The sequence below is a fragment of the Bacillus sp. MYb56 genome (assembly GCF_002976445.1).
GTDB classification, from domain to species: Bacteria; Bacillota; Bacilli; order Bacillales; family Bacillaceae_G; genus Bacillus_A; species Bacillus_A mycoides.
The window spans coordinates 1-12,750 of sequence record NZ_PCOH01000037.1; the positions used below are offsets into that span (position 1 = coordinate 1).

Annotated in this window: 10 protein-coding genes, 1 pseudogene and 1 riboswitch; of the genes and pseudogenes, 5 read left to right on the forward strand and 6 right to left on the reverse strand. The window is 34.5% G+C overall.

Features of this window, described 5'->3' with window-relative positions; all coding sequences use genetic code 11:
* Positions 1 to 129: 129 nt before the first annotated feature.
* From CQ058_RS27090 to CQ058_RS27100, 3 genes and pseudogenes are all read right to left on the reverse strand, one after another.
* Positions 130 to 1,987, reverse strand: a pseudogene (locus CQ058_RS27090) (alpha/beta fold hydrolase).
* A 58-nt stretch (positions 1,988 to 2,045) separates the two neighbouring features.
* A complete protein-coding gene (locus tag CQ058_RS27095; protein WP_001072320.1) occupies positions 2,046 to 2,612 on the reverse strand; it encodes a TetR/AcrR family transcriptional regulator in 567 nt (188 codons plus the stop codon).
* Between the two features lie 335 nt (positions 2,613 to 2,947).
* Positions 2,948 to 3,712 (reverse strand): SDR family oxidoreductase, encoded by a 765-nt coding sequence (locus tag CQ058_RS27100; protein WP_002142399.1) that lies wholly within the window; start codon positions 3,710 to 3,712, stop codon positions 2,948 to 2,950.
* A gap of 321 nt (positions 3,713 to 4,033) precedes the next feature.
* Between CQ058_RS27100 and CQ058_RS27105 the strand changes: the two genes are divergently transcribed.
* Positions 4,034 to 4,474: an Lrp/AsnC family transcriptional regulator gene (locus CQ058_RS27105; RefSeq protein ID WP_001178569.1), complete on the forward strand. Its 441-nt coding sequence runs from the start codon at positions 4,034 to 4,036 to the stop codon at positions 4,472 to 4,474.
* A gap of 135 nt (positions 4,475 to 4,609) precedes the next feature.
* On the opposite strand, the gene CQ058_RS27110 is transcribed toward CQ058_RS27105, so the two are convergent.
* Positions 4,610 to 5,815 (reverse strand): M20 family metallopeptidase, encoded by a 1,206-nt coding sequence (locus CQ058_RS27110; RefSeq protein WP_002192795.1) that lies wholly within the window; start codon positions 5,813 to 5,815, stop codon positions 4,610 to 4,612.
* Between the two features lie 88 nt (positions 5,816 to 5,903).
* Positions 5,904 to 6,005, reverse strand: a riboswitch (SAM riboswitch).
* Between the two features lie 75 nt (positions 6,006 to 6,080).
* Positions 6,081 to 8,390: an AAA domain-containing protein gene (locus CQ058_RS27115; RefSeq protein ID WP_142396415.1), complete on the reverse strand. Its 2,310-nt coding sequence runs from the start codon at positions 8,388 to 8,390 to the stop codon at positions 6,081 to 6,083.
* 111 nt (positions 8,391 to 8,501) lie between these two features.
* On the opposite strand from CQ058_RS27115, the gene CQ058_RS27120 reads away from it, so the two are divergent.
* The 4 genes from CQ058_RS27120 to CQ058_RS27135 all read left to right on the forward strand — a co-directional run bounded on the left by CQ058_RS27120 (position 8,502) and on the right by CQ058_RS27135 (position 11,557).
* Entirely contained in the window at positions 8,502 to 8,894 is a 393-nt protein-coding gene (locus tag CQ058_RS27120; protein ID WP_002190100.1) for a VOC family protein, read from the forward strand.
* Positions 8,895 to 9,019: 125 nt separating this feature from the next.
* Complete coding sequence (locus CQ058_RS27125) at positions 9,020 to 9,343, forward strand: hypothetical protein (protein WP_033728119.1); 324 nt, start codon at positions 9,020 to 9,022, stop codon at positions 9,341 to 9,343.
* A 654-nt stretch (positions 9,344 to 9,997) separates the two neighbouring features.
* A complete protein-coding gene (locus tag CQ058_RS27130; protein ID WP_002190101.1) occupies positions 9,998 to 11,020 on the forward strand; it encodes a hypothetical protein in 1,023 nt (340 codons plus the stop codon).
* Positions 11,021 to 11,284: 264 nt separating this feature from the next.
* Positions 11,285 to 11,557 carry an HU family DNA-binding protein gene (locus CQ058_RS27135; protein WP_002190102.1) on the forward strand — a complete coding sequence of 91 codons (273 nt, stop codon included), beginning with the start codon at positions 11,285 to 11,287 and terminating at the stop codon, positions 11,555 to 11,557.
* Between the two features lie 260 nt (positions 11,558 to 11,817).
* On the opposite strand, the gene CQ058_RS27140 is transcribed toward CQ058_RS27135, so the two are convergent.
* Entirely contained in the window at positions 11,818 to 12,678 is an 861-nt protein-coding gene (locus CQ058_RS27140) for a hypothetical protein (protein ID WP_002190103.1), read from the reverse strand.
* Positions 12,679 to 12,750 lie beyond the last annotated feature (72 nt).

Below are 12,750 nucleotides of genomic sequence, written 5' to 3' on the forward strand. Positions count from 1 at the left end.
CGTGGAAAGACCGCATTTTGTATAAAAATATACGTTAAGTTGATGGATGTGGGGTGGGACCCCATACAGTACTATTTTATTTCAAAGACACAACGATCTTACTACACACTGTTTATTTATCCCACACTCTCATCTGCTAGTATTACTATTTTTTATTACTAATGTTGCCGTTTCACTCGGATGGCTAAGAGGAAAATGATGGCCATATGGAACAAAATCAACCTTACCAAGATGCGATGGAGCAGAATAGCCTCTGTCACAATCCCCCCAAATAATGTGAAGATTATACTTTGTTACTTCATTGAAATCACCTTGATCGTTTTTCAGTAGTAAACTGTTAAGCTGAACCGTAGTATTTAAAATTCTAGGAGAAGTAAAACTGTTACTTATTTTTTCGATATAATGTTCAGGGATGCTCTCCATACTTTCAAACAAACCATTACTTAATAAATAACGCCCTATCAAATTAGTAGTTGCCAATTTTAATGTCCATTTGTTCATAAATTGGGGAACATTTAGCGATTTAGCATTTTTTTTAGCAACAGGTGGCTGAAGTAAAGTGATTGAATACTTCTTATCTATGTACTCTTGTACCAATGCTTCCAGAAGAATAAACGCACCGAATGAATGGCCAATTAGATGTGCACCATTAGTAGCTTTCTCCAATAACTTTTTCACTACATTCAAATAGATATCTAGAAGATTTTTCTCTTGTTTAAAAGGAGAACGTCCCAAACCTGGAAGATCCAAGATCCATACAGGTTGACCAGTTTTTTCATAAAGCTCTTGTGCTAAAGGAAATAAATCCTCTCCATCACTCAATAAACCATGTAATAAAATAAACGGTTTACCCTCTCCTTGTAATTGGTAAAGGGTAGTGTTATCGCATAATGTTCGTTTAAATAAATGATTATGCTGGCCATTTTGATACATCATTCGATAATCCAGATCAGCTACTACGGCAGGGAAAAATTTCATTACACTCGTCTTCTTAAACCAATCTCCTCCCATAATTTTTTTCGCTGAAACATTTGAAAATTTTCGTTTTGTAATAAAATTCAGTCCATCAGAAGGAATTTTTGTTATTTTACTTACTCCACTATTCATAATTGCTTTCATAAGTGGCATTGGGACAGAGATTTTTGGTGCCCTCATATTCATACTTTCCGACATAATACTTAATAATTCAGCAATGTTCTGATCGTGCTGTTTGTCTTCAACAAGTGTATATGTTTGTATAGTCGGTTGCTCCAATCTGAAAACCTGCACAATAAACTTCGCAAGCTCATCGTTTGAAATAAGTGGTAACCTATATCCCTTACCTCCAGGAATCACTGGCATGAGCCCTCTTCGCATACTCATCACAAGCAAACCTAATCCTGCTATCTGCTCTGTACTCCCTGTTTTACTACTACCCACTACAGTTGGCGGATTAATTACAGAAAGCGGATAACCTACTGCTGATGCCTGGTGACGGATATAAAGATCTGCTAAAAATTTTGTTCTCTCATATGGATTTTTCATTTTCAAATAATTGTTTCCTTCTTTAAACACATCAATTGCAATCTTGCTATTTTTATCATCAAAGGGACTCATATAACCTACAACATGAATAAATTGTTGCAAGCCCTTCAATTGATGAATACTTTTAGCTAATTCACTAATATGTTTGGCGCCATTTAAAAATACGGAAGCTGCCTCTTTACTTGTCACTTGAATATCCATGGGGCCTCCTGCGTGAATAATCACATCCGTTTTCAATACCCTCTCCTTATCTTCAGCACTTAGACCTAAATCTATTTTCGTCAAATCACCTTCAATAAAGTGCATAACTGCCTTTTTTAAGATGCCTCTTTCTTGAAAAATGCGTGTTGCTTTACTTTTCGACCTTACTAAAAGTAAGAATTTTAACATCCTCTTTGGCTAATTCTTTTACTAATTGCTTTCCAATAAAGCCTGTTCCACCAGTTAAAAATACTGTTCTCATATAAAATCTCCTTTTTAGTACTAATTAGTACTAATTTGATGTAAAAAAAATGCTTCTTTTATCGAAGCAATTTTAAAAAATGATCTGCTGTTTTCGTAATTACAGTTGCATCCTTCAATGTTTCTGAAATAAATAACGCTCCTTCAAGATTTGTAATAAAAAGTGATGCAACCTCATCAATATTAATCGTGTTTCTGAATTCTCCATTCTCTACCCCTTGTTTAAGTAATAGAGAAACTTTCTTTTGTAATCCTGTAAAAAAAAGACCTATTTTTTCTTTTATTTGCGTGGCCTGTTTAGGACTTTGAATATAAAGAGTAATAAATGGACAGCTCCCCTTATACTCTCTCGACTGAACTCCTTGTGATAATTGCTTTAAAAACAGTTGGATACGATCTTCAACTAAAAATTGGTTCTGAGAAAGTACGTCATCAATTGCAGATTGATACATTTCAATCCAATAATCAACGACCCCTTCTAATAATACTTCCTTATTAGAAAAGTGATAATACACATTAGACTTTGAAACTTTGCTTACACGTACTAATTCATCCATACTTGTATAAGCAAACCCTTTTTCTAAAAATAATGTTGCAGCTACTTCAATCACACGTTTTTGATTCATTAATTTTACCTTTTTCATAACTAGAACTATATAGTACTAATTTAAATGTTGCAAGGATTTATTTTAATTTAGAAAAAAGTTTGATTAAAAAAGTTCCACTAACATTGATTTTACTGCAAAAAAATCTTATTTTGAATAAAGTGGAACTGAACCCCGAAATTGTTAATTCACTATCGTCTAATAGGGGTCACCATACATACCCATCAACTTAAGAAAAAGAAATGCCCTCAAAACGAAAAAATGAGCGGCTTCTCAAAATAGCTATCTGTAGAGAAAGAAAATTTTAATTTAGGGGGATATGAAAATATTAGCTTGATGTGTATGAAGTAGTGCCCCTATAAACAAAATCCTCCAGAAACATCTAAAATTTGCCCTGTTACCCAGCGACTATCAGAAGAAGCAAGGAATGCGACTGCACCTGCGATATCTTCAACTTGCCCTATTCGTCCAAACACAGATGAATTCGTAGCAAAATTTCGTATTTCCGGATTATCTAGCAATTTCGCATTAATATCTGTCTTCGTATATCCAGGCATAATTGTATTCACTGTTATACCTCTTTCTCCAAGATGTTTAGCTAGAGGAAGTGTCATCGTATTTAATGCCCCTTTACTTAAACCGTATGCAATTGATCCTGTAAAACCGATTCGTACTTCGGCCGATGAAATGTTAATAATGCGCCCTTCTGCTCGTAGTAATGGTAATGTTTGCTGAATTAAGAAGAACGGTGCTTTAATATTTACGGCCATAATTTCATCAAAAACTTCTTCTGTCGTATTTTCAATTGTTCCTTGTGTACCTATCCCTGCATTGTTTACTAAAATATCAATCTCTGATGTACCAACTCTTATTTGTAATTCATTCTTCAATTGTTCTACTATCTTTTTGACACCATCAATTGAATTGAAATCCGCTTCAATTAAGAATGCCTTTCCTCCATTAGATTCAATCTCACTAATTGTTTCATCTGCAGCTGCTTTATTTCGGCCATAGTGAATTGCAACTAATGCACCGTCGTTTGCCAATCTCATCGCAATCGCACGACCAATACCGCGACTCGCCCCTGTTACTAACGCTACTTTCCCATCAAGATTCTTCATTTTTTCCACCCTTCCTAAATTTTCGTTTAATAAAGTGAAACTTTAATCAGTGGGGGTTTTCTTCATCCCCCACTGATTATCAGCCCTCACCAATCGGGCTTTTACGGGCAGTTAATCTCTCACCTAACCACTTTGCTCCAGCTAAATTTTGAGGCGGGAGTTTTACTGCCCGCAAATAGCGGGATAAATCCTATACTTATATTTTTAAGCAAATACTACTAATTTTAAATATAGATTTATAGGTAATTTAGTTCCTTCACTTATGATATTATAGTTATAATTTGTGATTTACTTTAGAAAATAAAACGAGGAGGCTACACAATGCAAAACGCAGTAAAATTGGATGAAATTGATCATAAAATTATGAACTTGTTGTATGAAAATGCGAGAATTTCCGTTTCAGAAATAGGACGAATTATATCCATGACGCAACCTGCTGTAAAAGAACGCATTAACAAGCTTGAAGATCAAGGGGTTATAGCTGCTTACCGAACGAAATTTGAGCCTTCCAAAATTAATAAAAACATCCAAGCATTTATTATGTTCAAAACGAGTCAATGCTCTGATTTCATCCAATATTGTAATGCCGCTCCTGAAGTAACAGATTTATATCGAATTAGCGGGGAATTTAATTATATGATGAAAGTCATGAGCGATTCGATGGATTCTCTCGCTGCATTTTTAGACTCTTTAATGCAATTTGGATTATCATCTCCTTTAATTGTTTTAAAGAGTGAATTTGAAGAGAAATTGTCGTTCTGATAAGAGGGTACTAAGGTAGAAATATGAAGTGTATGTGGAAAAATTCTTTTATAATATAATAAAACCAGCCATAGGCTGGTTCTTTTTTCATTCAATTTCCTACTAAAAAATCCCGAGTATAATTCTCCTTCTTCCCTATCCTTGATTCTTCCGCGCCTCCCTAAACTCCTCCTTCACCTTCTCTAACAAACCTTCTTCTGTAATTAATCGATACGCTGTATTTGCTAGTGCTTTTGCCGATGTGATTAGCGCTTTATCTCCAAGTTCTGAACGTGCTGCTTCTCTAAATTCATTCGTATGCGCAATTAAATCGTCTGGACCGATTTTAATGTACGGATGAATTGTCGGTACGACTTGGCTTACGTTTCCTGCATCTGTTGAGCCAATTCCTACTCTTTCTTTACGGTTTACATCTTCACCTAGTAGTTCTAACTCTTCCGCTACGACGTCATTAAATGTTTTTGTTACGAGTAGTTCATCGATTTCATTTTGGAATTGATGAATTTTTACTTTTGTACCTGTTGCTAACGCTGCTCCTTGTGCGATGTTTCTTACTTTCTCTGTTACTTCCGCACATCTTTTTCTCGTTGCTGCGCGGATGAAGAACCTTGCTGCGGCGTAGTCAGGAATAATATTAGGTGCTTTTCCGCCCTCAGTAATAACACCATGAATTCTCACATCTGATGGGAGTTGTTGGCGAAGTGCATTAATACTGTTATACAGCTGGATAATCGCATCTAATGCGTTAATTCCTTCTTCTGGTGAGGCTGCTGCATGAGCTGTTTTTCCGTAAAAATGAAAATCTAGTGGATCAACTGCTAGTGACGGACTCGTTGGAGCTGTTTTTCCGCTCGGATGAATCATAAGCGCCGCATCAATGTTTTTAAATAAGCCAGCTTTTACATAACTCGATTTTGCGCTACCATTTGGCCCGCCCTCTTCTGCTGGTGTTCCGAACACGACAACTTCTCCGCCGATTTCCTCAAGCGTTTCTGATAACGCGATCGCTGCTGCAACGCTAATTGTTCCGATTAAATTGTGACCACACGCATGACCGAGTCCTGGTAAAGCGTCATACTCAGCTAAAAATGCGATAACTGGTCCTTGTTTCCCGGAACTTTTCCGCGCGATAAATCCTGTTTCATGACCAGCTATATTGTGCTGCAACTGAAATCCTGCGCTTCCTAACAACAAACTTAACGTTCTTGATGCGTAAAATTCTTGGTTACCAATCTCCGGATTCGCATGAATATTATGACTTGTTTCTATGTACTTTTCCTTATTTCTTTCTATACTCTCTTCAATTGTTTTTCTTTGTGACGTTACTCCTGTCGCTCCCATTTTTCTTCCTCCTTTTATTTTCACGTAAAAAAGCCTCTTTCTAAAAGATAGAAAGAGGCTTCTGTATATACAGTCAAAATGAGCTTCTTTCTTATCTTTCAAGTTACCTTGCTGGAATTGGCACAGTATTCATACAGAATCCGCTGCCGAGGTGTCATAGGGCCAGTCCCTCAACCTCTCGTGATAAGAATTTTCATAAAATTATATTAAATTATTTTCATTCTAAGTTCATTCCAGGCAAAAGTCAAGGAATTCCTATCTGAATTTACCGAATATCTAAAAACCCTTTTAATACGCCAATTGTTTCAGGTGCTTGTAATCTTGCACATATGTACGGAAATTCCATACTACCTTCAAACATCATTTGAGATGTAAGAGGTGCTCCTGCCCAAAAGATTTCATCATCGATTACGATAAACTGGAATGCTTTATTTTGTCTTTGTAACTTTACATTTTTTAACGGAACTGGTCCATCACTATACACTGTTATTTGCGCATTTGTACGCATTAACGCTTGCCAGACTCGCTTATCCACTTGCTTTGTACTTGGAAGTGAAATGATAATTTTTCGTTTTGCGGCTAAAATATCTTTCAATAACCCTTTCGGCTCTTCAAGATTCATTTCCATAAACCAGCGTAAACGTTTCGAGATTTTTCGCTCCCACAATTGTCTTGATGTCGTGCGATCATACACATCTCCGTGACGTTCTATATGAGCTGTTAATTGCGATAACGCTTGTTTTCTCGAAAGATTTTTACGCATGTAGTGGCAATCTGATAATTGAATGAACTTCCCTCTCGCTCTTGTCACTGCAACGTTGACGAGGCGATGATTTTTATGGTCAAAGAATAACACGCCAGGTCGTTCTTGCGGATAACTATCTACCGTATCAAAGATCATCATATCTCTTTCAGACCCTTGAAACTTATGAACTGTCGCCGCTAAAACTGGTATGTTTTGATATTTCGTTTTCTGCAACATTTCTCTAATACACGTTGATAAAAAGCGGGACTGTGCCCTGTAAGGCGTAACTACACCGATAGATTGAACACCGTCTAACAATCCAATTAACATCATTTGCATCGCTACTAAACCAGACATAATATTAAAACGAGAACCGGAAGCAGCGTCTTTTAAAGAAAAGGCTCCCATTAAGCTCGTATCAAATAAAACACTCGCCTCATTTGCGAACGGTTGCAGTTTCGCAAGTTCTTTACGCTCTGAAACAGATGGATGATCGTACACTCTATTTTTATAAATAAATGAATTCGTAAACTTAGATATATCCGTATGCATACGTCTTTGCTCCTGCAGCATAAAAAGGTTCGGATGTGCTTCTGATTTATTTACAGAATCAACAATCCCTGCATGATAAAACATATCTTCACCGAGCCATTTTCGAACGAGTTCATGGTTCGCCATCGCAATCGGAGGTAACTGTAAAAAGTCACCACAAACGACAATACGTTTCCCAAGTGAAGCAGCTAATGCGATTTGCGGAACATAAGCCATACTTACTTCATCTACGACAACTAAATCAAATGTACGCTCATAAATAAGTGAATCAATTGCACATTTCGATAAAGTCGCACCGATTACTTTCGCATTTTCAATGTATTCTTTTTCTACTTCTTTAATTTTCGCTTTTTGCTTTCGAAGATCACTTTCAATCTCTTGTATACGCTTCTTATCAGCAGAAGTCGCTTTATATGATAAAATCTTTTCACGAAGATCTTGTCGCGTCTCTTCTAAATAGAGTCTTTCTTCTCCCCAAGATCCATTCGTCGTTTCAACTAACTTCGATGCAAGTAACGTTTCATGATTTCGTATATGTTCATGTTGACTATAACCGTAACGAACAATTTCTCCAGGCGTCCATTTCTTCTTCTTCTCAATTTGCTTCGTTACTTCACTCATTAATACGTCTACTGCCGCATTACTATGAGCTAACACAAGTACCGATTTTCCTTTTTGATAATGAGCAGAAATAATACGCGATAAATTGTAAGACTTCCCTGTTCCCGGTGGTCCCCACACGTACGTTGTTGGATTGTAAAAAGAACGATACGCCAATTCATTTTTCGTATTTTTCATCTTTTCAATATGTTTCGGACTGCTCGTCCCATCAACAAGACGCTTTATACGATTTCGTTTTAGCTTATCTTTATGTGCCTCTTTCAATCGCTCTTGTAGTTGTTCTAACAATTGCCACGGTTCACTGTATAAAACCGCTTCTCGTATTTCACCTTGTATATAATCATTTAATTTCAGTTCTATTTCTAATCCATGTACAGATAATACTTCCCCTGTCGCTTCCTCACCATCGAACTCAATTCGAATTGGTGAACCTTCAGGTAAGCTTACTTCCGAAATAAGCTGAAATACGTATACTGTACTTTCATAATCTGTATATAAAAAACGACCGTTAATGATAGAGATTTTACTACCACCTATCGTTTTCCAATGTTTAATTTCATATGCTAATGCATAATGCCACTCTTTCATTGTTTCCGATAATGAAGGAGTTTGAGTAGTTGTATTCATCGTATAATCTCCTTCCTTCTCCCCAAACATACTTTCTCACTATACCATATAACACGCTAAAATTTGTAAGGTTTTTATCTTGCTTATTTTCTTAATTTTCAATAATATATTGTATATAATTTTCAGAAAGAAGGAATCCACATGCCAGTTAGACGAATCGAACACGTTGGACTTATGGTTACAAACTTAGAAACATCTATTTCATTTTATAAAGAAGTAGTTGGCTTACAGCTCATTAAACGTATGGGGCACCCAAATCCAGACTTAAAACTCGCTTTTTTAGGTGTGGAAGAATCGAAAGAAACGATACTTGAACTCATTGAAGGTTACAACTCTTCCCTTCCGGCAGAAGGAAAAGTACATCACATTTGTTTTAAAGTGGATTCATTAGAGGATGAAATCGAAAGACTACAGAAACACAGAGTAACCTTTTTACTAGGAGAAGAAATTGAAACATTACCAGATGGAACACGTTACATATTCTTCGCTGGTCCTGATGGAGAATGGATTGAGTTTTTCGAGACGGAGAGATAAAGTAAGACTTTAAGATAGAAAAGGAGCCGGAATTCCGGCCCTTTTTTTAACTAGTAACAATAAAACATACCTTCAATCCGAAGGCTTACCTATATTAAAAACAATCATTTTATTAGTAGTAAAGAATGATAAATACAATCTATATTATTATTTTTTGGATACTTATACTATTTCCAATCCTGTATATAATTAAGATACAGCGCTGGAATATAAAAGTGGCTGCCGTATTTGTTGGAAGGATCCTATTAAGTATTATCTTTTTCATAAATGGAATGGTGTTAGGAATGCAACGAAATTGGTCAGAGCCTCCCTATGAAACCGAATGGGATTTCTTTATAAAGTCTTTACTAAACGGAAAAACTGATGCGCTTATACACCTATCACTTCTAATTATTATCATTACTTTGGATTTAGTAATTACATTTTATTATATTAATAAAAAGAAATAGGATGTTCTCTTCTATTTCTTTTCTTAATGTGGTGCTACCCCAAATATAAGTATTGAGTCAATGTATTCATCTTAAAGCGTAAAAAAAGACACAATGGAAAGTGTCTTTTTTACGTTGACATGCTATAAAAGAAGATGTAGTGATTAATCATAGTTTGTTGGATTCTTCTTGGTTGATAGTAGTATAACATTATCATTAGTGATTTTAAATAAAAAATATTCATATATACGAATTTCGTTACATTAAGTTTGTAGCTATGTTTTTTCTTCTTATATATGGTGCATAACTTGAAATTGTATAATGTCCTTCCATAAATCCTCCCTCATTGAAGTAGAAGGAACATCTATACTAGGAAACAAAAAAGGAACATTTTAATAATAGAACTAGATTTTATAGTAAAATAGATACCATGGTATGAATGTACGTTTTACATATGAGCCCAATGAATATGCTTATAGAATTGAGAAAGAGCTTAAAACAACTAAGTTACATATGTTAAGACAGTAATACTTCAAGCTGTATAGTTGGAAACGTCAGGAACTTAAATAATTTAAGATTCAAACTATATAAAAGATAAAGTATATGACTAAGGAAAAGAAGGTTTTGTAGTGTACTGCACATTCAAGAATTAATTCTTACGTAGGGAGTGCTTATATGAAAAGTTTGAAGCATGTAATATTGCTAGTATTATGTTTCTTATGTCTAAGTGGTTGTAATCAAGAAAATGGAGCTGAGGTACAAGAATATATAAAAAAAAAACACGGTATTGATGTTGTTGTAACAGATTGGAGCCCGATAAATGAAAATAATGGTGGTAATACCTACCATACTGTGCAAGAAAAAAATAACAAATATCTAAAATTCCGAGTAAAGGTACAAGGTCTCCTCTATTCATATCCAGTAGGTGATGAATACCAATACGGAAAAAAAACATATGAGGAATATAAGAAATTCAAACCAACACTAGAAGAAATGAAAAAATTAGGCTACGTGGAATCTGAAACGGAAAATGCTCTTCAATATATTTTAGATAGTAAAGATCCAGATGAAGGAAAACCAACTAATGAATTATTATTAACTTTGCAAATGAGTAACGAGATTGACTTTAGCCAATTGAATTCAGTAGAATTAGATCGTTTATATGCTCTATTTCAACTCATTCAGGAGAATAATAAAAAGATAGCAGAGATTGAAATTAAGGATCATACTGGTGAATCTTTAGGTGGACCTTTTAAAGATGTGCAAAAAAAGATAACAAAAGAAGAACTGTTACTAGCAATGAAAAAAACAATGAACAATGCCATTGATATTCATTTGGAAAATTGGATTAAAACTCAAACAAAAGTAGAAGAAAGATTACATGAAATTCAAAACGATCGTTTTGCAATTGAAGGTATTACTTATTCAAATATGCCTGATGGCGATGGGCCGACATATAAGGTGAATTTAGTTATTAATACCAGTAGTAATGAATTAGAATACAATCCACCTTTAGTTGAGGATTTGATCAAGGTAACCAAAATCCTTAAGGAAGAACTATATAATAAAAAATATAATATCTATTTAACCAATAAGAATGGAACAAATTATATTTCCTGGTTATCATCAGAAGAAATCAAAAAAGCAATTAACATCGAAGATCTTGTGAAAAAGAGATATCCTGCGAATCAAATTTAAAGTCCATTTAATGTTTGTTATTTGATACGAAAGCATGATATTTCGAAGTCTTAATCCATTCCCATCAACTTAAGAATTTTATAATAAACCAGGATGTAGATTCCATGTATTTTTGAAAAAAAACGTCTTATATTTTCGATTTGGGCTATTTGTTTTTCATTGCTCGGTGGTGATGTGGTGCTTTCTTTATATGTTATTAATAATTGCACTAGGAGTATAGGAACGTTATAATAATCCCTAATTACATATAAAGAGGTGCAGAAAATGAATAAAACAGAATTAACAAAAGCAGTTGCCGATAAAGCAGAACTTACGCAAAAAGATGCTGCGACAGCGACACAAGCTGTATTAGACGCTATAACAACAGCTCTTGCAAATGAAGAGAAAGTACAGATTCTTGGATTCGGTACATTTGAAGTACGTGAAAGATCTGCACGAACAGGTCGTAACCCGCAGACAGGTGAAGAAATGCAAATTGCTGCCTCAAAGGCACCTGCATTTAAAGCTGGAAAAGAATTGAAAGAGGCAGTGAAATAAGTATACTAAGAGAAAAAGGATCTGATGCTCATATCGGATCCTTTTTATTTGTAATACAGCAATTTCTAATTTAAAGTGTAAAAGGACAATAAATCTACTAAATTTTTAAAACCAAAAACAAGCATAACCCCGTGCTAATTTAAGGACGGGGTTAAAATATAGTTGTTTCTATAGTGTTAAAAAAAAAGATTGTACTTTTTAATAGACTACATGCTACTGAATTAAGTCAATAATTCTTTGTGATAATTCAACCTAAAGTTCTATTTTATATTTTTTTTAGCTGCGTAATCACCATAAAAGTAAGTGTTCTCTAACTCACCGTATTTAGGAGAAGCAATTATAGTGTATTTACCATTTTCATCAACTTCAAACAAAGCTACATTATTATATTCCGATCCCCCATTTGAATCATCTACTAACATATCTATGTTGTATATCCCTTTTGTTAATACTCCACTTTTTTGAAAGTCCTCAATTAGATCTTGGGCCTTTGGAATAGTTTTAGACATGTCAAATTTAAATAGAAAATTTACTACACCTAAATACCTGACATTATAATTTTCACGTCGGGGGTCACTTGGTATTAATGTAGGTAAAAGTTTAGTAGTATCTATCTTTTGGGTCTTTTTAAAATCATCAAGTAGTTCTTGAGAATAAATTATATTAAACTCAAGGTTGTCGTAAGGAAATATATAAACAGGACCATTCTCTACCGAAATAAATTTATTAGGATATTTCACTAATCCATATTTTTTTATGATTTGTTCAATTACTTGAACTACTTCTGGATGTTGCTCAATATATGCACCCTTGAATTGTTCAAGATAGATATCGTCACTGTCATCATTTAAAATTTTCCAAGTACCTCTTTCAATCATTAGAAACGGATAAGCACGATATGGCTTTTTCATTTCTACATAAGTTTGATGGTCAACCCCTTGAAACCAATAATTATCTGTCTCAACAACAGAAAACCCACCTTGTATTCCATAGTTTGTTTTTAAATATTTTTGTATTGGTTGATTCAAATCATCTTTAGAGAAATTAGAGAAACATCCACTAAGAATTAAGATTGATGTACTTACTAAGATGACTTGAATCAATCTTTTAATACTCTTCATTTTTCACCCTACATTTCTAAAATTTTATTAATATTATAACATTTCCCATTAAACTACACTGCAACGTTGACT

Coding starts and splice junctions, on each gene's coding strand:
- CQ058_RS27095 (WP_001072320.1), bottom strand. CDS start 2,612: ATGAATCAAAAACGTGTGATTGAAGTAGCTGCAACATTATTTTTAGAA.
- CQ058_RS27100 (WP_002142399.1), bottom strand. CDS start 3,712: ATGAAGAATCTTGATGGGAAAGTAGCGTTAGTAACAGGGGCGAGTCGC.
- CQ058_RS27105 (WP_001178569.1), top strand. CDS start 4,034: ATGCAAAACGCAGTAAAATTGGATGAAATTGATCATAAAATTATGAAC.
- CQ058_RS27110 (WP_002192795.1), bottom strand. CDS start 5,815: ATGGGAGCGACAGGAGTAACGTCACAAAGAAAAACAATTGAAGAGAGT.
- CQ058_RS27115 (WP_142396415.1), bottom strand. CDS start 8,390: ATGTTTGGGGAGAAGGAAGGAGATTATACGATGAATACAACTACTCAA.
- CQ058_RS27120 (WP_002190100.1), top strand. CDS start 8,502: ATGCCAGTTAGACGAATCGAACACGTTGGACTTATGGTTACAAACTTA.
- CQ058_RS27125 (WP_033728119.1), top strand. CDS start 9,020: ATGATAAATACAATCTATATTATTATTTTTTGGATACTTATACTATTT.
- CQ058_RS27130 (WP_002190101.1), top strand. CDS start 9,998: ATGAAAAGTTTGAAGCATGTAATATTGCTAGTATTATGTTTCTTATGT.
- CQ058_RS27135 (WP_002190102.1), top strand. CDS start 11,285: ATGAATAAAACAGAATTAACAAAAGCAGTTGCCGATAAAGCAGAACTT.
- CQ058_RS27140 (WP_002190103.1), bottom strand. CDS start 12,678: ATGAAGAGTATTAAAAGATTGATTCAAGTCATCTTAGTAAGTACATCA.